Here is a 20,729-nt window from a genome sequence, read left to right as displayed (position 1 = left end):
CGAACCGTAACGCCATGGGGTACAGAAGGTCAGGTAAAGCCGAAAACGAACCCGATGCGATCGCCGACGCCCTTACGGCAGCACTGCGGGGCATGGGGGACACTGGAGGGGCTCGACCCCGTTCAGTGTTTTTCGAGGAGCTCCCCCCATGCCCCGCCTTGCCGTCTTCGCCCTTGTCGTCTGCGCCTGTGCGGTGGTCGCGGCCGTCGTCGCCTTCGTCGAGGGCAGCTTCCTCGGGATCGTCTGGGTGCTGCTGGCCGGCCTCACGTCCAACATGGCCTGGTACTACCTGCGCAAGGCGAAGGCCGACAAGGCCTCTGCCGCGCGCCAGGTCGGCTAGGACCTGCCCGGGCGCCCTCGGGGGCGTCCGGTGGGTCGGGCGGCCGGGCCGAAGCCGGTGACCGTGGGGTGCGGGGCGGTCGTGCCCGTACCCGGGAAGACGGTGACCTTGCCGGTCGCGTCCGCCGGACCACAGGTCCGGCAGGCCGTCACCCGTGAGGTCGCCGTCGGAGCCGATGCGCGGGTGCGCCGCCGGGGTCAGGCCGCCGAGGTGGCGGTGACCACTGACATGTGATCGGGTGGGGGCTCGGGCCGCAGCGGTCTCCGCCCGACACCGGCCCGTCAGTCCTGCGGGACGGCGCAGAAGCCGTCGCTCTCCCGCCAGAAGGTGTAGAGGTCGCGGCCGCAGTACGTCTCCAGGTCCGAGACGCCGAGCGCGGACATCAGGCCGTCCACCGCGCCGAAGAAGAACGCGTTGACCCCCGGGATCCACAGCAGCGCGAACACGGCCAGCAGGCCGAACGGCGCCAGCGGCTCCACCTCGCGGCGCACCCGGTACGACAGCCAGGGCTCGATCACCCCGTAGCCGTCCAGGCCCGGTACCGGCAGGGAGTTCAAGATCGCCGCCGTGACCTGCAGCATGGCGAGGAAGGCGAGCGCGTAGCGGAAGGCCAGTGGGACCCCGTCGAGGGCGTCCAGCCAGAACGGGGCCGTGCACACCACGGCGAAGGCCACGTTGGTCAGCGGGCCCGCCGCCGAGATGAGGCTGTGCTTCCAGCGACCCTGGATCCGGTTGCGCTCGATGAACACCGCGCCGCCGGGCAGGCCGATGCCGCCCAGGATCACGAAGACCACCGGCAGCACGATGCTGAGCAGCGCGTGCGTGTACTTCAGCGGGTTCAGCGTCAGGTAGCCCTTCGCGCCCACCGTGAGGTCGCCGCCGTGCAGGGCGGTGCGGGCGTGCGCGTACTCGTGCAGGCACAGGGAGACGATCCACGCCGACGTCACGAAGAGGAACACGGCCAGCCCCGGGCTGGCGGCGTACCCCGTCCACACCGCCCAGCCCGTGACGGCCATGATCGCGACGATGCCGAGGAATACCGAACTGATGCGCCGCTCGCCGCGGCTGCCCTGATGACCCATGCGGGCAACCTATCCCGCGGCCCCGACGGAAAACGGTGCGGGTCCCGGGCCGGGTGCGGGGACAATGGGCCGGTGCGTTACGCGATCCTCGGAACCGCCCAGGCCATTCACGACGACGGGACCCCCGTGGCCGTCGGCGGAGCACGCCTTCGGGCGCTCCTGACAGCGCTCGCGCTGCGGCCGGGGCGGGTGGTGCCCGCCCGGCTGCTCGTCGCCGAGGTGTGGGACGGCGATCCGCCGGCCGACGCGGTGGCCGCCCTGCAGGCGCTGGTCGCCCGGCTGCGGCGGGCCCTCGGTCACGCGGCCGTGCGTTCCGCGGAAGGCGGCTACCAGCTGGCCGCCGAGCGGCAGGACGTCGACCTGTACCGCTTCGAGCGGCTGGTCCGGGCCGCGGGCCAGGTGCCGGATCCGGTCGAGGCGGCGGCCCTGTACGAGGAGGCCCTCGCCCTGTGGCGCGGACCGGCCCTCGCCGACCTGCCGGCCCCGGCCGCGGAGGCCGCGCGCTGGGAGGCGGTACGGATGGACGCGCGCCGGGGGCGGCTCGCGGCCGCCCTGGCCCTGGGCGAGGCGGAACGTTCCCTGCCGGAGCTGACCGCGCTGTGCGCGCAGCACCCCTTGGACGAGCCGTTGCACACCCTGCGCATCCGGGCCCTGCGCGACGCGGGCCGCCCCGCGGAGGCGCTGGCCGAGTACGACAGCCTCCGGCGGGAGCTGTCCGACCGGCTGGGCACGGACCCGGGCCCGGAACTGCGCGGCCTGCACGCCGAACTGCTGACCTCGGACGCGCGGCCGCCGACCACGCCCGCCGCCGTCGCGCCCGCCGCTGCCGTGCCCGCCGCCGTCCCGCCCCCGCCGGCCCCCGTGTCCGCGGGAAACCTGCGGGCGCGCCTGACCACCTTCGTCGGCCGTGAGGACGACATCCGCGTCATCGGGGACGATCTCGCGCGGGCCCGCCTCGTCACGCTCCTCGGGCCCGGCGGTGCCGGCAAGACGCGGCTGTCCCAGGAGGCCGCCGAGGCTCAGGACGAGAGCGCCTGGCCCGACGGGGTCTGGCTCGTCGAACTCGCCCCCATCGACGGACCCGGAGACTCGGAGGACGTCGCCGAAGCCACCCTGGCCGCGCTCGGGGCCCGGGAGACCAAGCTGCGCGGCGCCGCCGCCGAGGAACTGCGCGCCTTCACCGAACGCGGCGGGGACGACCCCCTCGACCGGCTCGCCGAGCACTGCGCACGGCGCCGGCTCCTGCTGCTGCTCGACAACTGCGAGCACGTCATCGGTGCGGCCGCCGCCCTCGCGGAACGCCTCCTCACGCACTGCCCCGACGTCCGGATCCTGGCCACCAGCCGCGAACCCCTCGGCGTCCCGGGGGAGTCCCTGCGCCCGGTGGAACCGCTGCCCGACCCGATCGCGCTGCGGCTGCTCGGCGACCGCGGGGCCGCCGCCCGCGCCGGGTTCAGCATCGAGGAGGACCCGGCCGCGGCCGCCGAGATCTGCCGCCGCCTCGACGGGCTGCCGCTGGCCATCGAGCTGGCCGCCGCCCGGTTGCGGCTGCTCACCCCGCGCCAGATCGCCGACCGTCTCGACGACCGCTTCCGGCTCCTGACCGGCGGCGCCCGTACCGTCCTGCCCCGCCAGCAGACCCTGCGCGCCGTCGTCGACTGGTCCTGGGACCTGCTCGACGAGGCCGAACGCACAGCCCTGCGCCGGCTCTCCGTCTTCGCCGGCGGCTGCGACCTCGCCGCCGCCGAGGCCGTCTGCGCCGACCCGTCCGACCCCGCCTCCTACGACGCCGCCGACGTCCTCGGCTCCCTCGTCGACAAGTCCCTCGTCGTGGCCGCCCCCGGCCCCGACGGCCTCGGCATGCGCTACCGCCTGCTGGAGACGGTCGGCGAGTACGCCGCCGAACGCCTCGCCGAGACCGCCGGCGACCGCGAGGCCACCGAGCACCGCCACCTCGTCCACTACCGCGAGCTCGCCCGCACCACCGAGCCGCTGCTGCGCGGCCACGGCCAGCGGGCGGCCGCCGACCGGCTCGCCACCGAGTACGAGAACCTGCGTACCGCCCTGCGCCGGGCCGTCGCCGTACGCGACGCCGACGAAGCCCTGTGCATGGTCCACTCGCTCGGCTGGTACTGGCACATGCACGACCTGCGCTCCGAGTCCCGGCACTGGGCCGAGGCCACCGCCGCCCTCGGCCCCAACCCCTTCGAGCCGCCCTTCGTCGCCGCCGAGCCCGTCTACGAACGGCTCGTCGACACGCCGCCGCCCTACTCCGCCGAAACGCGCACCGAGGGCTGGCGCGCCCTCAACCTGGTCCTGCTGGCCTCCCGCGACCAGACCAACGAGACCTGGAACACCCCCTCGGTCCGCGCCCTGATCGACGGGGTCCTCGCCACCTACCGGCCCGGACTGCCGCAGACCTGCCGGACCCCCGCCTCCCTGTGGATCTACGCCGTCATGATCGCCGGCGACCCCGGACTGCTCCAGCGGGTCGTCGACGCGACCGTCGAGACCACCCGCGAGCTCGGCTACCGCTGGGAACTGGCCTCCGCGCTCCAGCTGCGCGCCAACATCCTCGCGAACCGGGCCGACTGGGCCGGGGACGCCTCGCGCGACGCCGACGAGAGCCTGGCCCTGTTCCGCGAACTCGGCGATGCCTGGGGCTGCGCCGAGGCGCTGTCCGCCCGCGCCGAGGCTCGGGAGAAGCGCGGCGAGTACGTACAGGCCGCCCGCGACTACCAGGAGGCCATCGCCTACGCGGAACGCCTCGGTGCCATGGCCCAGGTGACGGTGTTGCGCGTACGGATGGCCGGGACGCTGACCGAGGCCGGCCGGATCGAGGAGGCCGAACAGATCCTCACCGAGATCACCGCGACGGTGCAGCGGTACGGCAACGAGGCCATGCCCGCCGCCCGGATGTTCCTCGCGGGCATCCTCGGCCGTACGGGGCGGATCCCCGAGGCGCGCGCCCAGCTGCAGCTCCTGCGGGACGAGTTCGCCTTCGGCGCGTTCGCCATCTTCGACGGCTTCCTGCTCGGCACGATGGCCTGGTTGGACAACCGGCAGGGGCTGTACGAGGAGGCCCTCGACCGGCTGCGCCAGGCCATGGACACCGCCCTGGACCCGATGGCGCGGATGGTGGCCCCGCAGATGCCCGCGGTCCACCTGCTGACGGCCGCCTTCTCGCTGGTCTCGCTCGGCGGCCCGCGCCGGGAGTACGACGCCGCCAGGCTGCTGGGCGCCTACCGGGCGCAACTGCCGCCCGCGCACTTCCCGGTCACGACGGAGCGCGAGGACCACACCCGCGCGACGGAGCTGGCCCGGGCGGCGCTGGGCGACGCCGTCTACGAGAAGGCGTACGCCGAAGGCGGTGGCCTCTCCCTGGAGGAGGCCACCGCCCTCATCTGACCCGGCCCCCGGCCGGTGCCCGTCCGGGACGCGATCCGAACGGATCGGTCCGCGGATCAGGTCTTCTGGCGGAACTTCCGTACCGCGAGCGGCATGGTGACCGCGGTGATGGCCAGCGACCAGACCAGGGTCATCCACACGGAGTCGCCGACCGGAACGCCGTTGATCAGGGATCGGGCCGCGTCCGCCAGGTTCGACAGCGGGTTGTAGTCCGTGAAGGACTGCAGCCAGCCCGGCATCGTGGTGGGCGGGGCGAAGATCGAACTGCCGAACTGCAACGGCATCAGGACCATCATCGCCATGCCCTGGACGGCCTGCGGGGTCTTCAGGGTGAGTCCGAGCAGGACGAAGATCCACATCAGCGAGGCGCCGAAGACGGCCGACAGCCCGATGGCGAGGAACAGGCCCAGCACCGGACCCTTGATCGACAGGCCGAGCAGGAAGCCCACGGCGAGCAGGATGGCGATGGCGACCATCATCCGGCCGAGCTCGACGACGATCTTGGCGATGAGCACCGACGACCGGGCGATGGGCATGGACCGGAACCGGTCCATGACGCCCTTCTTGAAGTCGTCGTTGACCCCGGTGCCGACACCCATGGCGATGTTCATGCCCATCATGGCCATGAGGCCCGGGACCACGTAGTTGACGTAGTCCCCCTGGTTCCCCTTGCCGGAGATCGCGCCGCCGAAGACGAACACGAACAGCAGCGTGAAGATGATCGGCATGAACACGACGTCGAACATCGACTCGGGATCCTGCTTGATCTGAAGGGCGTTGCGGCGCACCAGGGCGCCGATGTGCCGCAGGTTGCCCCGCAGGCCGATCCGGCCCTCGCCGTGCGTGGCGGCCACCGGGGCCGGACCGGCCGCGGTGGGAGCGGGCTTCGTCGTGGTTACGGTGCTCATGCCGCGACCTCCTCGGTCTTCTCGGTGGGAACGGAGTCCTCGACGGAGGCCGGCTTCTGGCCGGTGATGGACAGGAACACCTCGTCGAGGCTGGGCAGGTAGGTGCCGAGGTCGGCGATCGCGTACCCGCGGGCGGCCAGCAGACCGACGACGGCCGTCAACTGCTCGTCGCTGAGGATCGGGACCAGCAGCACGCCCTCGTCCGGTACGGCCTGGCTGCCGGCCACGCCGTCCAGTCCGGCCTCGGCCAGCGAGCGGGCCATCCCCGGCAGGTCCGCGGCGGCCACGGGGCGGATCTTCAGGGTGCGGCCGCCGACGCGCGCCTTCAGCTCGTCGACCTTGCCGTTGGCGATGACCTTGCCGCGGTCGATGACCGTCAGCTCGCTCGCGAGCTGCTCGGCCTCCTCCATGTACTGGGTGGTGAGCAGCACGGTGGCGCCCTCGGCGACCAGGCGCTGAACCTCGTCCCACACCTCGTTGCGGGTGCGGGGGTCGAGACCGGTGGTCGGCTCGTCCAGGTAGAGCACGGCCGGGTTGCCGATCAGGGAGGCGGCGAGGTCGAGCCGGCGGCGCATACCGCCGGAGTAGTTCATGACGGCCTTCCTGGCCGCCTCGGTCAGGGAGAACCGCTCCAACATCTCGTCCGCGCGGCGGCGGGCGTCCTTGCGGGAGAGGTCGAGCAGCCGCCCGATCATGTAGAGGTTCTCCCAGCCGGAGAGCTTCTCGTCGACCGAGGCGTACTGGCCGGTGAGGCCGATCGTGCGGCGCAGCTGCCGCGGCTGGCGGACCACGTCGAAGCCGGCGACGGTCGCCGTCCCGGAGTCCGGGATGATCAGGGTGGAGAGGCAGCGGACCAGCGTCGTCTTGCCGGCGCCGTTGGGGCCGAGGACCCCGAGGACGGTGCCCTCCCGTACGTCCAGGTCGACACCGTCGAGGGCCTTGGTCTCGCCGTAGTGCTTGACCAGCCCCCGTACCTCCACGGCGTTGGGCTTGTTGTCGTTTCGCGTCATGCCCTCATGGGACCAGCCGCCACTGACAAAGCACCGACAGCCGACCGACAAACGTACGACAGACATACGACAGCCCGCCGACACGGGGTCGGCGGGCTGTCGGCCGTCGCTCACGGCATCAGTGGAAGGCGTGCTCCGCCTGCGGGAACGTTCCGCCGACCACGTCCTCGGCGAAGGCCCTCGCCGCGCCGGTCATGGTCTCGCGCAGCTGCGCGTACTGCTTGACGAACTTCGGCATCTTCCCGCCGGTCAGGCCCATCATGTCGGTCCACACCAGCACCTGCGCGTCGCACTCCGCGCCCGCGCCGATGCCGACCGTCGGGATGTGCAGGGACCGGGTGACCTCGGCGGCCAGCTCGGCCGGGACGAGCTCCAGCACCACCGCGAACGCGCCGGCGTCCTGCGCCGCCTTCGCGTCGCGCAGCAACTGGTGCGCGGCCTCGTCACCGCGGCCCTGCACCCGGTAGCCCATGGCGTTGACGGACTGCGGGGTCAGGCCCAGATGGGACATGACGGGGATGCCGGACTGCACGATCAGCTCGGTCTGGGACAGCGAGCGCTCGCCGCCCTCCAGCTTCACCGCTCCGACCCCGGCCTCCTTGACGAGACGGGTGGCGCTGCGCAGGGCCTGCACGGCGCCTTCCTGGTACGAGCCGAACGGCATGTCGCCGATGACCAGCGCACGGCTCGTGCCGCGTACGACGGCCGCCGACAGCATGGTCATCTGGTCCATCGTCACCGGGACGGTGGAGTCGTAGCCGAGGTGGCAATTGCCCATGGAGTCGCCGACGAGGATGACCGGGATACCGGCCTCGTCGAAGACGGACGCGGTCATCGCGTCGTAGGCCGTGAGCATGGGCCACTTCTCGCCGCGTTCCTTGGCGAGGGTCAGGTCGCGGACGGTGATGCGCCGGGTGCGCGTGCCTCCGTACAGGGTGGGTGCGTCCGACGGAGATGCTGCTGCGGGTTCGCGGGCAGGCGAAACGGCATGCGTCATTGCAACTGCTCCTTGTGTCATCTCGAGGCGCCCTTACGACGTCCCCGGACTCACCCCCCATGGTGGCATCCGCGCGGGCAAAGGCGGAAGTGGTCCGTGGTGCGAGCCTGACCACGGGATCCAATGTGCGCGTTTCGTGACAAGCGGAACCCCCTGCGTACGGCCGTTCGTCCTCCCGGACACACGACCGTGACCGACGGTCGTGACGTACGGCACGGAAGGCTCCGCTTCATCGCCTAGGGTCAAGGGGCGGGGACGGAGCGCGAGCACGGCAGTGAGGGCAGTGGTATGGCACAGGCGTACATGACGGAGTCGGGGAACGGTGGCTCGGAGCCCGAGCCCTCCGGAACCCGCCTCCGGCGCCGGCTGACCGCACTGCGCAAGGATCCGGGGATCTGGCGGCGCGGCTGGGTCCTCGCCGGGATCGCCGCGCTGCTCTCGCTCATCATGATCTTCCACGCGGACCTGCCCAACGACGTGGGCAACCTCGGAAGCCTCACCGAGACCTTCCTGCCCTGGCTGGGCCTGGCCGTCCCGCTCCTGGTCGTCGGGGCCGTCCACCGGAAGTCCGCGACCGCGCTCCTCGCGATACTGCTGACGGCCGCGGTCTGGGCGAACATCTTCGGCGGCCTGGTCACCGACAAGTCCGGCTCCGGCGGCAACCTGGTCGTGGCCACCCACAACGTCGACGCCGACAACCCCGACCCGCACGGCACCGCCGAGTCGGTGGCCCGGTCCGGGGCCGACGTACTGGCCCTGACCGAGCTCAAGGGCAGCGCCGTCCCCGTCTACGAGAAGGCCCTCGCGGCCACGTACAAGTACCACTCCGTCGAGGGCACCGTCGGCCTGTGGAGCAAGTACCCGCTCACCGCGAGCGCGCCCGTCGACATCCGGATGGGCTGGACCCGGGCCATGCGCGCCACGGTCACCACCCCCCAGGGGCCGGTCGCCGCGTTCGTCGCCCACCTGCCCTCCGTCCGGGTCAAGCTGAACGCCGGTTTCACCGCCAACCAGCGCGACGACAGCGCCGACGCGCTGGGCGCCGCGCTCGCCGCCGAACCGCTGAAGAAGGTCATCCTGCTCGGCGACCTCAACGGAACCATGAACGACCGCGCCCTGTCCGAGGTCACCTCGCAGATGCGCTCGACCCAGGGCGCGGCGGGCGACGGCTTCGGCTTCAGCTGGCCGGCGCAGTTCCCGATGGCCCGGATCGACCAGATCATGGTCCGCGGGATCAAGCCGGAGGCCTCCTGGACCCTGCCCCGCACCGGCAGCGACCACCTTCCCGTCGCCGCCCGGGTCACGCTGAAGCCCTGACGGATACGGGACCACCGGGGCCTACCCGCATCGGGTGGTCCCGCGTGGTCCCGTAACCGCTACGCCTGCTCGCGCCAGCCGTTCGTGATCGGCAGCCGGCGGTCCTTGCCGAAGCCCTTCGCGGAGATCTTCGTGCCCGGCGGGTACTGGCGGCGCTTGTATTCCGCCGTGTCCACCATCCGCAGGGTCCTGGCCACCAGCTCCGCGTCGAAGCCGGCCGCCACGATCGCGTCCAGGCCCTGGTCGCGGTCCACGTACATGGCCAGGACCGCGTCGAGCACCGGGTAGTCCGGCAGCGAGTCGGTGTCCACCTGGCCCGGGCGCAGCTCGGCGCTCGGTGGCTTCACGATCGAGTTCTCCGGGATCGGCGGGGTCTCGCCGCGCTCGGCGGCGGCCCGGTTGCGGTACTCCGAGAGTCGGAAGACGTCCGACTTGTAGACGTCCTTGATCGGGCCGTACGCGCCCACCGAGTCGCCGTACAGGGTGGAGTAGCCGACGGCCAGCTCCGACTTGTTGCCCGGGGCCAGCACGATGTGGCCCTCCTGGTTGGACAGGGCCATCAGCAGGGTGCCGCGCAGTCGGGACTGGAGGTTCTCCTCGGCCAGGCCGGTCAGGCCCAGCGAGCCCATGTAGGCGTCGAACATCGGCTCGATGGGGACGGTCCGGAAGTTCAGCCCGGTGCGCTCGGCCAGGTCGGCCGCGTCGCTGCGGGAGTGGTCCGAGGAGTACTTCGAGGGCATCGAGACGCCGTACACGTTCTGTGCGCCGATCGCGTCGCAGGCGATGGCGGCGACGAGCGCGGAGTCGATGCCGCCGGAGAGCCCGATCAGGACGGAGCGGAACCCGTTCTTCTTGACGTAGGCGCGCAGTCCCACGACCAGCGCGTCGTAGATTTCCTCGTCGTCGTCGAGCCGATCGGCGTACCCGCCGGTGACCACCGGCTCGTACGGCTCCACGGGCTCCTCGGAGAGGATCACGCGCTCGATGCGCAGTCCGTCGTCCACCACGCCCTCGGGTGCGTCGGCGCGGGCGGCCGGCAGGTCGAGGTCGACCAGGACGCAGCCCTCGGAGAACTGCGGGGCGCGGGCGATGACCTGCCCGTCGGCGTCGACGACGATCGAGTCGCCGTCGAAGACCAGCTCGTCCTGGCCGCCGATCATCGCCAGGTAGGCGAGGGTGCAGCCGGCCTCCTGGGCCCGCTTCTGGACCAGTTCGAGGCGCAGGTCGTCCTTGTTGCGCTCGTACGGGGACGCGTTCACGGAGATCAGCAGCCCGGCCCCGGCGGAGCGGGTGGCCGGGACCCGGCCGCCCTCCTGCCACAGGTCCTCGCAGATGGCCAGGGCCACGTCGACCCCGCCCACCCGGATCACCGGCTGCGTGTCGCCCGGCACGAAGTACCGGAACTCGTCGAACACGCCGTAGTTGGGGAGGTGGTGCTTGGCGAAGCGCAGGACGACCTGCCCGCGGTGCAGCACGGCGGCCGCGTTCTCCGGGGACCCGGCCGGGCGGCCCAGGCGGGGTACGGCCCGCTCGGTGCGGTCGAGGTAGCCGACGACGACCGGCAGCTCGCCGAGGCCCTCGGCCGCCAGCCGCTCCGCGAGCTCGCGCAGCGCGGTACGGGAGGCCTCCACGAAGGAGCCGCGCAGGGCGAGGTCCTCGACGGGGTACCCGGTCAGCATCATCTCCGGGAAGGCCACCAGGTGGGCGCCCTGCTCGGCGGAGTGCCGGGTCCAGTGGACGACCGAGTCGGCGTTGGCGGCGATGTCGCCGACGTGCGAGTCGATCTGATTCAGAGCGAGTCGAAGTTGAGGCACGGGCCCAGTGTAATCGTCTTTCTGACGCGATGTCCTGGGCCCCGCCTGTTTCCCGCTGTTTCCCGCGTGGTGACGTTCCGTCAGCCGATCGGGCCCGCGTACTTCACGTCGTCGCCCAGGAGTCCGGGGCGGATGTCCGCGGTGATGCTCTCGGTGCCCTCGGGGAGCTCGAAGGCCTCCACCCCGCTGGCGGTTTCGCCCGGCATGATGGAGCCCCTGATCGCCTTCGGCACGCTGCCGTCGTAGACCTCGTCGGCGGTCATGCCCTGGTTGTCGCGGACGTTGGGGCGGGCGTAGCCCACCTCGTAGGGCGTGTTCGAGTTGTTGGTGATGGTGACGGTGAGCTGGACCGCGTTCTTGACCTGCTTGCGGGAGTACGCGTCCTTCGGCTCGTACTTCGTCGGAACCGAGAGGCTCACCGTGATGCCGTTCGGATAGGTGAAGCTCTCGCCGAACGGCAGCGCGCTGGTCAGGCCGGGGACCTGGGTGGGCGCCGCGGACCTGGACGGGTCACCGCCGGGGCGGCGACCGTTCGCCCTCCGGTCCTCCTCGACCTGCCGGTCGACGCGGCTGTCGGCCGTGTCGACGACCAGGACGGTGAGGAAGAGGCCGCCGACCGAGGCGAACAGGCCGAGCACGGAGAGAACGGTGCCGACGACGGCCATCGACTTGTTCGGGGCGCCCTTGTTGGCGCGGACGACACCCCCGATGCCGAGGCCCAGGCCGACGGCGGCGATCAGGGTGCCGGCCCAGAAGAAGAACGGGATGATGCCGAGGATGATGCCGAGGCCGCCGGTGACGAGGGAGGCGACGGCCAGGCCGTTGCTGGTCGGGGCGGCCTGCGGGTACCCGGGGTACGGGGCTCCGGGGTAGCCGGGGGTGGGCGCGCCCCACTGGTTGCCGGGTGCGGCGGGAGCGCCGGGGAAGTCGGGTGCGCTGAAGCCCCCACCGAAGCCCGCGGTCGCGGGCGGCGTGGGAGGGGCGAAGGCCGACGGCGGCGGAGCGAAGGCCGACGGGGCGGGAGCCGGCTCCGGGGCGGGCGCCGCGGGGGCCTCGGGAGCCGGGACCGCCGCGGGGGTCGTGGGCGCCTGGGGTGCTGCCGGCATCTCGGGGGCCTCGGGGGCCTCGGGGGTCGCCGGGGCGGCCGGGGTCTTCTCCAGCGAGAGCGGCTGTGCGGGCGCCGGTACGGAGTCCGTCCCGGGGGCCCCGGATATCTCCGGCGTTTCGGGTGTCGGGGTGCCCGCCGGCTCGGTCGGCGGACCGACGGGATTGCTGGGCGGGTTCGGCGGGGTGCTCATACCGGCGGGGTCGTCCTCTTGTCGCGGCGGCCGTGATCTCCGCAAGAGTGCCATGCCCGCGCCCGGGGCCCACCCCGATTCCCGCCCGCCCGGCCCCGTGTCAGGGTCGGGCGGGCGGCCGTGCCCTACAGCTGGTAGCCGAGCACCGTCATCATCCCGGACTCCGAGTGGTAGACGTTGTGGCAGTGCGTCATCCACAACCCGGGGTTGTCCGCGTCGAAGTCCACCGTCAGCCTGCGGCCCGGCAGGAGGATCGCGGTGTCCTTGCGCGCCCCGCCCCCCTGCTCGCCCAGTGCGAAGGTGTGCCCGTGCAGGTGCAGCGGGTGCCACATGGGCGTGGCGTTGGCGAACACCAGCCGGACCCGTTCGCCCGCCTTCACCGGATGCCGCTGGTCGGGGGTGTACGGCTTGCCGTCGAAGGCCCAGTCGTACGAGGTCATGTTGCCGGTGAGCCGGATCTGCACCGTACGGTCCGGGTCGCGCGGGGCCAGGGCGACCGGTCCGGCGGCCTTCAGCGCGTCCGCCATCAGCGGTGGCGCGTCCAGTTCGGCCGGCCGGGTCGCGGCCGTGGGCGCCGTCCCCGACCCGGTACGCAACACCGCGAGCGCCGAGCCCTCCTTGCCCTCGGCCAGCGCGGTGAGCGGGAACACCCCGTCCTTGGCGGTGACCAGGACGTCGTACCGCTCGCCCATGCCCAGCAGCAGCGAGCCCGTCCTCGTCTGCTCCACCGGGTAGCCGTCGGTGTGGGTGACCGTCAGTTCGTGGTCACCGAGGGCGATACGGAAGGCGGTGTCCCCACCGGCGTTGATGATGCGCAGCCGGATCCGGTCGCCGGGCTTCGCGGTGAGGACCGAAGGGTCGTCCGCCACCCGCCCGTTGATCAGGTAGTGCGGGTAGACGACGTCGCCCGCGTCCCCGCCGAGGTAGTCGCTGTGGCCGCCCATGGCGACGTACGAGCGCTTCTTCGTGCCGCTGGAGGACGGGGAGGGGGAGGCGCTCCGACCGTGGGCCGCGTGGGCCCCGCCGTTTCCGTTCATGCCCTTGCGGAGCTCGGCGAGGACGGCGTCGGGGGTGGCGCCGTCCACCCCGTCGATCCAGTCGTCCAGGACCACCACCCACTCCTTGTCGTAGGAGAGGGGCTCCTTCGGGTCCTCGATGACGAGCGCGCCGTACAGGCCGCGGTCCTGCTGCACCCCGGTGTGCGGGTGGAACCAGTAGGTGCCCGGGGTCGGGACGGCGAACTTGTACGGGAAGGAACCGCCCGGGGCGATGTCCCGCTGGGTCAGTCCCGGGACCCCGTCCATGTCGTTGCGCAGGGTGAGGCCGTGCCAGTGCATGGAGGTGGCCTCGGGAAGGTTGTTGGCCAGGGTGAGGGCGAGCGTGCCGCCCGCGGTGGCCCGGACCTCCTGGCCCGGCAACTTGTCCCCGTACGCCCAGGAGCGGACGGTGATGCCGGCGCCGAGGTCGAGCGGGGTGGCGGTGGCGGTCACCTTGACCTCGGTGAGGGGGCCGGTGGCCTTGCGGGCGGCCTCGGCGGCCCGCACCTCGGGCCCGGCCGGGTCGACGTACCCCTCGGGCACGTCGGCGGCGGAGCCGCCGTGGTTCATCGAGCCGTGGCCGGCGGCCCCGGATCCGCCGGAGGCCCCGGAGGGCCCGGCCGATCCGGAACAGGCGGTGAGCAGCCCGGAGCCGAGGACGGCTGCGGACGCTCCGAGCACGGTGCGACGGGTGGGAAGAGAGCGCATGGGAGCACCTCATGGGTGTGGTGTTACGGGTATATGGGCACGGAGGGGCGCCGCCCCGGGCATGCGCGGGCATGCGGGGGCGGCGGCACCGGCCTATACCCGCAGGACCGCCAGCCGAGTGAGGAGCTCGCGGGGCGAGGGCGGGTCCGGACCTCCGCCGGACCGGCCCGGTATGCGAGCCGCGCCCCCGAGCGGCGCGGCGCGTCGGGATCCGGTCCGGTCGGTGCCGATGAGCAGCACGACGAGCCCCGCGAGCACGGCGAGGCAGACCGACATGGGGTCCATCTCGGTCGCGGGCATCTCGTACCCCCACGCGGGGACCGCGGGGGAGGGCACGCCGGTGGTGGCGGTGGTCGCGGCGGCGGTGTGGCGCGTGCCACCGTGCACGGCCGGGGCCGGCCGCTGCGCCGAGGCAACGGAGTGGGCCGGGGACACGTCTTGCATGGCGTGGGACTCAGTCGGATGGCCCAGGGTGTGCATGGTGACGATGCCCAGCAACAGCGCGGCGAGCAGCAGCAACCGGGCTCCCGGGGCGGCTCGCCGAGCACTGCGCGTCATGACCGGAACCCTACCGGGGGTGGGTATCCGATCGGAGGACCGACCCCGAGTCTGCTTAGGATTAGTCACACTATGTCCACACATGGACTCTCGCCGCGGACCGCCTGGCCGGTCGCCACCCTGATCGGTCTCGCCGCGGCGGCCTACACCGCGTGGGTGCTCGAAGTCGTCCTCTCCACGGGACTCAACCCCATCGAGACGTACGTCAGCGAGCTCGCCGCCCAGGACCAGCCGCTCGGCGGCCTCTTCCGGGCCACCGACTTCACCGCCGGGCTGCTCGCCTTCTGCGGGGGGCTCCTGGCCCTGGTCCGGTTGCTGAAGTACGCGGAGTCCCGCCGCTCCTGGGCGGTCATCGGCTGGGCCGGGGTCGCCCTCTTCGGCGCGGCCACCGCCGCCGACGCCTGGCTGCCGCTGAGCTGTACCCCCACCGTGGACCCCGAATGCGCCGCCCGGGAGACCGCCGGACTGGTCCCCGCCACCCACCAGGCCCACGCCGTCAGCAGCAGCCTCGCCATGACCGGGGCACTCGTCGGCCTGGTGGCCCTCACGGTCGCCGCCCGCCGCTACGGCTGGTTCGCCCCGCTCGCCCGCTACGGCCCCGCCCTCGTCGCCCTCGAACTGCTCGCCACCGTCTGGACGCTGTCCGCGATAGCCCTGTTCACCGCCGGGCGCGGGACCTGGGCCCTCGGCGCCGGCCAGCGGCTCCAGGTTCTCCTCGTCGCGCTCTGGCTGGGCCTGCTCGCCTATTCCGTCCACAAGGAAGGCCGTACGTGAGTGTCACCGGCCGGTTCGTCCGCGTACGAGTCCCCGTCGATGCCGTCGATGCCGGCGACGGGGGTGACGGGGCCGGCGGGGTTCCGCTGCACGTCGTCGTCGAAGGCCGCGGCCCCGTGTGCGTCCTCAGCGCCGGGCTCGCCATGGCCTGGTTCGACTGGGACCCGGTCGTCGCACCGCTCGTCGCCGCGGGCCGCACCGTCGTCCGCTTCGACCGCCCCGGACACGGTCTCAGCGGCCCCGCCACCGAGCCGCCCACCACCGCCGGGGAGGCCCACCGGATCGCCGGGCTGCTGGACGCGCTGGGGCTCGGCGCCCGCGCCGCCGGCCCCGTCACCGTGGTCGGGCACTCCCTCGCCGGGTTCCACGCCGAGGCCTTCGCCCGCCTGTACCCCGAGCGCACCGCCGCGCTGGTCCTGGTCGACGGCAGCGTCGAGGAATCCCCGCGTACGCTCCTGCCCGCCGCACTGCGCACCGGCGCCGCCCGCGCCCTCGGCCGGGCCGTGACCGCCGCCGGACTACCGGCCGCGCTGGGCCCCTCGGCCCGGCGCGCCACCGTACGGGCCTCCCGCACCGGCGGCTCCGACCCGGCCCCACGAGACCTCGTACGCCGCTGCTACCGCACCGGCCGGGTCTGGCGCGGCGCCCTCCTGGAGAACTCCCGCTACCTGGACATGGCCGCCGAGCTGCGGGCCCTGCGCGGGACGCACCCGCTGACCGCCCCCACCACCGTCCTCGCCGGCCACGACGGCTCGGCCGGGCGCTCGGCCCTGCGCTGGCTGTCCCGGCAGGCGGACCTCGCCGACCTGCTCGGCGCCCGCTTCGAGGTCGCCGAACCCGCCGGACACCTGGTCATGCTGGACCGCCCGGGCCAGGTGGCGCGGACGGTCCTGGAAACGGCCGGGCAGGGTCAGACCCGCGCGTAGACCTTCTCCACGAAGGTGGCCATCTGGTCGTCGGTGAGGTGCTGGGCGAGGTCGGCCTCGCTGATCATGCCCACCAGCTTCTTGTTCCGGATCACGGGCAGCCGGCGGATCTGGTGGCTCTGCATCTCGTCCAGCACGTCACCGACGTCCGCGCCGGCGTCGATCCAGCGCGGGGTGCCCTGGGCCATGTCACCGCAGGTGACCTTGGCCGGGTCGTGGCCCTTGGCCACACAGTTCACGACGATGTCGCGGTCGGTGATGATGCCGCACAGCCGCTCCTCGGCGTCACTGATGGGCAGGGCGCCCACATCGAGCCGGGCCATCAGCTGGGCGGCCCGGTCGAGGGTCTCGGTGGCGGGAATCCACTGGGCCCCGGGGTGCATGATGTCTGCGGCGGTGGTCATCGCTGAACCTCCTGAGCACGCCGTTCGACACCGGGCGCGGACGCGTCCGGTGCGGCGTCCCCACCGGCGGAGCACACGCCCGTACGGGTGAGAGGGCGCCTCTCACCACGGTACGGGCGTGTCCCGTCACCCGCGCGGCGCGGCTCCGCGCTGCCGCAGCATGTCCTCCATCAGGGTGAGCTCCGAGCGCTGCGCGTCGACCATGCCCTGCGCCAGCGCCCGCTCGACCGGGGTCTCGCACTGCTGCGCACAGCCCTCGGCCATCGCGACGCCACCCTTGTGGTGGTCGGTCATCAGCTGGAGGAACAGCACCTCCGCGTCCCGGCCGGAGGCGGCGCCCAGCCGGTCCAGCTCCTCCTTGGTGGCCATGCCCGGCATCAGCGCACCGGGCTTCGCGGTGTCGTGCCCCGCGTGGCCGCCGTGGCCGCCAGAGGCCCCCATCCAGGACATCGGCGGCTCGTCGGCCAGCACCTTCGGCAGCCCCCACAGGTCCAGCCAGCCGAGCAGCATGCCCCGCTGGTTGGCCTGGGTGTTGGCGATGTCGTAGGCGAGGGTGCGCACCGCCTCGTCCTGGGTGCGGTCGCGGACGATGAAGGACATCTCCACCGCCTGCTGGTGGTGCACCGCCATGTCCCGGGCGAAGCCCGCGTCCGGGGACCGCAGCCCCGGGGTGCGGGGCGCCGCCGTACCGGCCGACGGACCGGTATCGGCGGAACCGCCGCCGTTCGCGGCGCCCACCGTGGCGGCCGCCGCGAACAGCAGGGCCAGCAGGACGGCCGTGCCCGCGACCCAGTACGTACGGGGGACGGGGCGGTCGGCGCCGGCCGGGCGGCTCACTTGCCGGCCAGCCCGCTCGTGCAGGCCGCGCCCGGCTCCGGGGTCTGCTCGCCCTGCACGTACTTCGTGAAGAACTTCGAGACCCGCGGGTCGTCCGCGCTGTCCACGGTCAGCTGCTTGCCCCACGCACTGAGCGTGATCGCGCCGGTCTGCTCCTTCACCGGGCTCATCAGCGAGTACGGGGTCTTGCCGACGGTCGCGGCGAGCTTGTCCACGTCGGCCTTCGGAGCCTTCTCGTTGTACGTCACCCAGACCGCGCCGTGCTCCAGCGAGTGCACGGCGTTCACCTCCGGCACCGGGTTCTTGTAGACGTCACCGTTGCAGTTCATCCAGCGGGGGTGGTGGTCACCGCCGACCGGCGGGTTCATCTCGTACTTCACCGGGGTCTCGACGTGATTGCGGCCGAGCTTCTTCACGTCCCAGAGCTGCTCGCCCTCCACCGGCTGCTTGCGGATCTCCTCGGCCTCCTTGCGGATCTTCGCCGCGGTCGCCTCCTTGCGCTGCTCGGCCTGCTTCTGGTCGATCAGCACCCAGGAGCCGAAGCCGACGAGGCCGACGACGACGGCCGACGCGGCCGTGATCGCGATGGCCTTGTTGCGCCGCTCCCGGATCTGTTCGGCGCGGCGCATCTCGGCTATGCGCGCCTGAGGCGAGTTCGGGTCGGCGTACTGGTTGGTCCTGCCGGACTTGCTGGCCATGTGCCCTGGTTCCTTCTGCTGAGGGGGGTGGATGAACACGAAACCGAACCGGACCACTCAGGTCCGCAGCACCTGGAGGGCATACAGGTCAGGGGCGCGCGGCGGAGCCCCGTACGGCGGGATCCGCGACGCCCCGGAGACAATCGCGGCGGGCGCCGGCGCACCCATCGGGCCGGTCACGGCGGGCGGCGGCACCGGCAGCACACCCGGAGTGACGCGCGTGAGCGGCGAGCAGCCGGGCAGGTCGTACGGAGACACGCAGACGGCGTGCGCCGGCGCCCCCGCCCGTACCTGCGCCCCCGGAGCCGGGGCGTGCGACTCGCCCGAGCGCGCGCACAGCAGCAGCGCGCCGGCCAGCACCCCGAAGACGATCAGCAGGGCGGCACGCCGAAGCCCGGGACGTCCGCGACGCCCCGGCTGCGTGTGCTGCCGGCCCCCCATGGGCGCAGATGGTAATGCTCATGACGGCTCCCAGGTCAGTGCGGGGGTGCCGCGAGCTTTCCCGGGTGCGTAATGTGGCGGAAACCACGACTGGCCATACTGGGCGCGCCCGACTGTGCCCCGACTGTCGAGGCGGTGGTGCACAGGCCGTCTGAACTGCGAGGATGAAGGCATGGACAAGCAGCAGGAATTCGTCCTCCGGACGCTTGAGGAGCGCGACATCCGCTTCGTGCGCCTGTGGTTCACCGACGTACTGGGCTTCCTCAAGTCCGTCGCGGTCGCGCCGGCGGAGCTGGAGCAGGCCTTCGACGAGGGCATCGGGTTCGACGGCTCCGCGATCGAGGGCTTCGCCCGGGTCTACGAGTCCGACATGATCGCCAAGCCGGACCCGAGCACGTTCCAGATACTGCCGTGGCGCGCGGAGGCCCCCGGGACCGCCCGGATGTTCTGCGACATCCTGATGCCGGACGGCTCGCCGTCCTTCGCGGACCCGCGCTACGTCCTCAAGCGCATCCTGGCCAAGACCTCCGACCTGGGCTTCACCTTCTACACCCACCCGGAGATCGAGTTCTTCCTGCTGAAGGACAAGCCGCTGGACGGCACCCGCCCGGTCCCGGCCGACAACTCCGGCTACTTCGACCACACCCCGCAGAACGTGGGCATGGACTTCCGCCGCCAGGCGATCACCATGCTCGAATCGATGGGCATCTCGGTGGAGTTCAGCCACCACGAGGGCGCCCCCGGCCAGCAGGAGATCGACCTCCGCTACGCCGACGCGCTCTCCACGGCCGACAACATCATGACGTTCCGCCTGGTGATGAAGCAGGTGGCGCTGGAGCAGGGCGTCCAGGCCACCTTCATGCCGAAGCCGTTCTCGGAGTACCCCGGCTCGGGCATGCACACCCACCTCTCCCTCTTCGAGGGCGACCGCAACGCCTTCTACGAGTCGGGCGCCGAATACCAGCTCTCCAAGGTCGGCCGCTCCTTCATCGCGGGCCTGCTGCGCCACGCGGCGGAGACGGCGGCGGTCACCAATCAGTGGGTCAACTCCTACAAGCGCATCTGGGGCGGCTCCTCCCGCAGCGCCGGCGCGGGCGGCGAGGCCCCGTCGTACATCTGCTGGGGCCACAACAACCGCTCGGCCCTGATCCGCGTCCCGATGTACAAGCCGGGCAAGACGGGCTCGTCGCGCGTCGAGGTCCGCTCGATCGACTCGGGCGCCAACCCGTACCTCACCTACGCCGTCCTCCTCGCGGCCGGCCTCAAGGGCATCGAGGAGGGCTACGAACTCCCGGCGGGCGCCGACGACGACGTCTGGGCCCTCTCCGACGCCGAACGCCGCGCGATGGGCATCGAACCCCTCCCGCAGAACCTCGGCGAGGCCATCGCCCTGATGGAACGCAGCGAACTGGTCGCCGAGACCCTCGGCGAGCACGTCTTCGACTTCTTCCTGCGCAACAAGAAGCAGGAGTGGGAGGAGTACCGCAGCGAGGTCACGGCCTTCGAACTCCGCAAGAACCTCCCGGTCCTGTAACCGCAGGTCAGAGTCAATATCCCAGCACCACGACCCTCCCGGGCCGACGGCAATCAGCCGCCGGCCCGGAGCCGTCTCACCCCTCCCGGGCCGGTCGTGATCGAGGACCTCGGCGACCGCCGGCGCATCGGACTGCGGGGCAGCCCGGTGCGGGCCGTCTCACGGACGGAGGCGGCCCTCTCGGTGACGTTCGCCGACGAGGTGGTGCTCACGGTCGCCGGCCCCGTACTCCTGACGGACGGGCCGGAAACCGCTCCGGGGGCCGTAGCGGTCGGCGGTGAAGAGTGGGGCCGACTCGTCGGCGCCACCGTCCTGTCGGCGATCGTCTTCAAGTCCGGCTCGCTGCGCCTGGTGTTCAGTACGGGCCATCACCTGAACCTACGGGGCGCGGAACCCGGAATGGAGGCGTCCCTGCGGCAGCCCGGAGTGTTCCGCTGGTCGAGCCGTCAGGGGGGCAGCGCCATGGAGACTCTCGGGACGGAGGACCAGGAGCGCTACGTCGTGTCGGGCGAAAGCACCGTGGATGCGGCGGCGTGATCCTCGCAGGCGGCCCACCAGCTGTCGCCGCCGGTGTCGCTGACCCGCACGCTCCACACCGCGGGGTGGGAGCAGGGAGCTCCCCAGGTGCACTCGCCCCG

Annotated in this window: 20 protein-coding genes; 8 read left to right on the top strand and 12 right to left on the bottom strand. The window is 72.4% G+C overall.

Annotated elements, in window-relative coordinates; translation table 11 throughout:
* Positions 1–148 precede the first annotated feature (148 nt).
* Both AB8A24_RS15570 and AB8A24_RS15565 read left to right on the top strand, forming a co-directional pair.
* Positions 149–340, top strand: coding sequence for a hypothetical protein (locus AB8A24_RS15570; RefSeq protein WP_266484774.1), 192 nt, complete (start codon positions 149–151; stop codon positions 338–340).
* An 81-nt stretch (positions 341–421) separates the two neighbouring features.
* The gene (locus tag AB8A24_RS15565; RefSeq protein ID WP_369476117.1) at positions 422–574 is read left to right on the top strand and encodes a hypothetical protein; all 153 of its coding nucleotides are present in this window, start codon (positions 422–424) and stop codon (positions 572–574) included.
* 47 nt (positions 575–621) lie between these two features.
* On the opposite strand, the gene AB8A24_RS15560 is transcribed toward AB8A24_RS15565, so the two are convergent.
* Positions 622–1,422, bottom strand: a complete 801-nt coding sequence (locus AB8A24_RS15560) for a site-2 protease family protein (protein ID WP_328963559.1) — start codon at positions 1,420–1,422, stop codon at positions 622–624.
* 72 nt (positions 1,423–1,494) lie between these two features.
* Between AB8A24_RS15560 and AB8A24_RS15555 the strand changes: the two genes are divergently transcribed.
* Positions 1,495–4,830, top strand: a complete 3,336-nt coding sequence (locus tag AB8A24_RS15555) for a BTAD domain-containing putative transcriptional regulator (protein ID WP_369476115.1) — start codon at positions 1,495–1,497, stop codon at positions 4,828–4,830.
* 56 nt (positions 4,831–4,886) lie between these two features.
* Here AB8A24_RS15555 and AB8A24_RS15550 read toward each other — a convergent pair whose 3' ends face one another.
* The 3 genes from AB8A24_RS15550 to panB form a co-directional block, all read right to left on the bottom strand.
* Positions 4,887–5,738, bottom strand: a complete 852-nt coding sequence (locus AB8A24_RS15550; RefSeq protein WP_328963561.1) for an ABC transporter permease — start codon at positions 5,736–5,738, stop codon at positions 4,887–4,889.
* A complete protein-coding gene (locus tag AB8A24_RS15545; RefSeq protein ID WP_328963562.1) occupies positions 5,735–6,748 on the bottom strand; it encodes an ATP-binding cassette domain-containing protein in 1,014 nt (337 codons plus the stop codon). Before AB8A24_RS15545 ends, AB8A24_RS15550 begins: the two co-directional genes overlap by 4 nt.
* A 118-nt stretch (positions 6,749–6,866) precedes the next feature.
* A complete protein-coding gene (gene panB / locus AB8A24_RS15540) occupies positions 6,867–7,745 on the bottom strand; it encodes a 3-methyl-2-oxobutanoate hydroxymethyltransferase (protein WP_328963563.1) in 879 nt (292 codons plus the stop codon).
* Between the two features lie 288 nt (positions 7,746–8,033).
* On the opposite strand from panB, the gene AB8A24_RS15535 reads away from it, so the two are divergent.
* Entirely contained in the window at positions 8,034–9,062 is a 1,029-nt protein-coding gene (locus AB8A24_RS15535; protein ID WP_328963564.1) for an endonuclease/exonuclease/phosphatase family protein, read from the top strand.
* A 59-nt stretch (positions 9,063–9,121) separates the two neighbouring features.
* On the opposite strand, the gene AB8A24_RS15530 is transcribed toward AB8A24_RS15535, so the two are convergent.
* From AB8A24_RS15530 to AB8A24_RS15515, 4 genes are all read right to left on the bottom strand, one after another.
* Positions 9,122–10,876: an NAD+ synthase gene (locus AB8A24_RS15530; RefSeq protein WP_369476111.1), complete on the bottom strand. Its 1,755-nt coding sequence runs from the start codon at positions 10,874–10,876 to the stop codon at positions 9,122–9,124.
* An 80-nt stretch (positions 10,877–10,956) separates the two neighbouring features.
* Positions 10,957–12,174, bottom strand: coding sequence for a hypothetical protein (locus AB8A24_RS15525; protein ID WP_369476109.1), 1,218 nt, complete (start codon positions 12,172–12,174; stop codon positions 10,957–10,959).
* A gap of 125 nt (positions 12,175–12,299) precedes the next feature.
* Positions 12,300–13,919, bottom strand: coding sequence for a multicopper oxidase family protein (locus tag AB8A24_RS15520; RefSeq protein ID WP_369476107.1), 1,620 nt, complete (start codon positions 13,917–13,919; stop codon positions 12,300–12,302).
* A 93-nt stretch (positions 13,920–14,012) separates the two neighbouring features.
* A complete protein-coding gene (locus AB8A24_RS15515; protein WP_328963568.1) occupies positions 14,013–14,477 on the bottom strand; it encodes a hypothetical protein in 465 nt (154 codons plus the stop codon).
* 72 nt (positions 14,478–14,549) lie between these two features.
* Here AB8A24_RS15515 and AB8A24_RS15510 point away from each other — a divergent pair, with 72 nt between their 5' ends.
* Positions 14,550–15,251 (top strand): DUF998 domain-containing protein, encoded by a 702-nt coding sequence (locus AB8A24_RS15510; RefSeq protein WP_266390942.1) that lies wholly within the window; start codon positions 14,550–14,552, stop codon positions 15,249–15,251.
* Between the two features lie 86 nt (positions 15,252–15,337).
* A complete protein-coding gene (locus AB8A24_RS15505; protein ID WP_328966000.1) occupies positions 15,338–16,177 on the top strand; it encodes an alpha/beta fold hydrolase in 840 nt (279 codons plus the stop codon).
* Here the strand turns inward: AB8A24_RS15505 and AB8A24_RS15500 are convergent.
* From AB8A24_RS15500 to AB8A24_RS15485, 4 genes are all read right to left on the bottom strand, one after another.
* Positions 16,162–16,581, bottom strand: coding sequence for a CBS domain-containing protein (locus tag AB8A24_RS15500; RefSeq protein WP_266390941.1), 420 nt, complete (start codon positions 16,579–16,581; stop codon positions 16,162–16,164). The genes AB8A24_RS15505 and AB8A24_RS15500 overlap by 16 nt on opposite strands.
* A gap of 126 nt (positions 16,582–16,707) precedes the next feature.
* Positions 16,708–17,343 (bottom strand): DUF305 domain-containing protein, encoded by a 636-nt coding sequence (locus AB8A24_RS15495; RefSeq protein WP_369476167.1) that lies wholly within the window; start codon positions 17,341–17,343, stop codon positions 16,708–16,710.
* Positions 17,344–17,414: 71 nt separating this feature from the next.
* On the bottom strand, positions 17,415–18,116 hold the full coding sequence (locus tag AB8A24_RS15490; RefSeq protein WP_328963569.1) for a DUF3105 domain-containing protein: 702 nt from the start codon (positions 18,114–18,116) through the stop codon (positions 17,415–17,417).
* Between the two features lie 57 nt (positions 18,117–18,173).
* Positions 18,174–18,557, bottom strand: a complete 384-nt coding sequence (locus AB8A24_RS15485) for a hypothetical protein (protein ID WP_328963570.1) — start codon at positions 18,555–18,557, stop codon at positions 18,174–18,176.
* Between the two features lie 172 nt (positions 18,558–18,729).
* Between AB8A24_RS15485 and AB8A24_RS15480 the strand changes: the two genes are divergently transcribed.
* Complete coding sequence (locus tag AB8A24_RS15480) at positions 18,730–20,091, top strand: glutamine synthetase family protein (RefSeq protein ID WP_030012459.1); 1,362 nt, start codon at positions 18,730–18,732, stop codon at positions 20,089–20,091.
* A gap of 96 nt (positions 20,092–20,187) precedes the next feature.
* Positions 20,188–20,628 (top strand): DUF6188 family protein, encoded by a 441-nt coding sequence (locus AB8A24_RS15475; RefSeq protein WP_369476104.1) that lies wholly within the window; start codon positions 20,188–20,190, stop codon positions 20,626–20,628.
* The last annotated feature ends 101 nt before the right edge of the window (positions 20,629–20,729 follow it).

Source organism: Streptomyces sp. BF23-19 (genome assembly GCF_041106355.1).
Classification (GTDB): Bacteria; Actinomycetota; Actinomycetes; order Streptomycetales; family Streptomycetaceae; genus Streptomyces; species Streptomyces virginiae_A.
This window is presented reverse-complemented; position numbering and strand designations above follow the sequence as displayed.

Excerpts from the sequence above, each read along its gene's own strand:
- AB8A24_RS15570 (WP_266484774.1), top strand. The coding sequence starts at position 149 with ATGCCCCGCCTTGCCGTCTTCGCCCTTGTCGTCTGCGCCTGTGCGGTG.
- AB8A24_RS15560 (WP_328963559.1), bottom strand. The coding sequence starts at position 1,422 with ATGGGTCATCAGGGCAGCCGCGGCGAGCGGCGCATCAGTTCGGTATTC.
- AB8A24_RS15550 (WP_328963561.1), bottom strand. The coding sequence starts at position 5,738 with ATGAGCACCGTAACCACGACGAAGCCCGCTCCCACCGCGGCCGGTCCG.
- AB8A24_RS15545 (WP_328963562.1), bottom strand. The coding sequence starts at position 6,748 with ATGACGCGAAACGACAACAAGCCCAACGCCGTGGAGGTACGGGGGCTG.
- panB (WP_328963563.1), bottom strand. The coding sequence starts at position 7,745 with ATGACGCATGCCGTTTCGCCTGCCCGCGAACCCGCAGCAGCATCTCCG.
- AB8A24_RS15535 (WP_328963564.1), top strand. The coding sequence starts at position 8,034 with ATGGCACAGGCGTACATGACGGAGTCGGGGAACGGTGGCTCGGAGCCC.
- AB8A24_RS15525 (WP_369476109.1), bottom strand. The coding sequence starts at position 12,174 with ATGAGCACCCCGCCGAACCCGCCCAGCAATCCCGTCGGTCCGCCGACC.
- AB8A24_RS15520 (WP_369476107.1), bottom strand. The coding sequence starts at position 13,919 with ATGCGCTCTCTTCCCACCCGTCGCACCGTGCTCGGAGCGTCCGCAGCC.
- AB8A24_RS15515 (WP_328963568.1), bottom strand. The coding sequence starts at position 14,477 with ATGACGCGCAGTGCTCGGCGAGCCGCCCCGGGAGCCCGGTTGCTGCTG.
- AB8A24_RS15510 (WP_266390942.1), top strand. The coding sequence starts at position 14,550 with ATGTCCACACATGGACTCTCGCCGCGGACCGCCTGGCCGGTCGCCACC.
- AB8A24_RS15500 (WP_266390941.1), bottom strand. The coding sequence starts at position 16,581 with ATGACCACCGCCGCAGACATCATGCACCCCGGGGCCCAGTGGATTCCC.
- AB8A24_RS15490 (WP_328963569.1), bottom strand. The coding sequence starts at position 18,116 with ATGGCCAGCAAGTCCGGCAGGACCAACCAGTACGCCGACCCGAACTCG.
- AB8A24_RS15485 (WP_328963570.1), bottom strand. The coding sequence starts at position 18,557 with ATGGGGGGCCGGCAGCACACGCAGCCGGGGCGTCGCGGACGTCCCGGG.
- AB8A24_RS15480 (WP_030012459.1), top strand. The coding sequence starts at position 18,730 with ATGGACAAGCAGCAGGAATTCGTCCTCCGGACGCTTGAGGAGCGCGAC.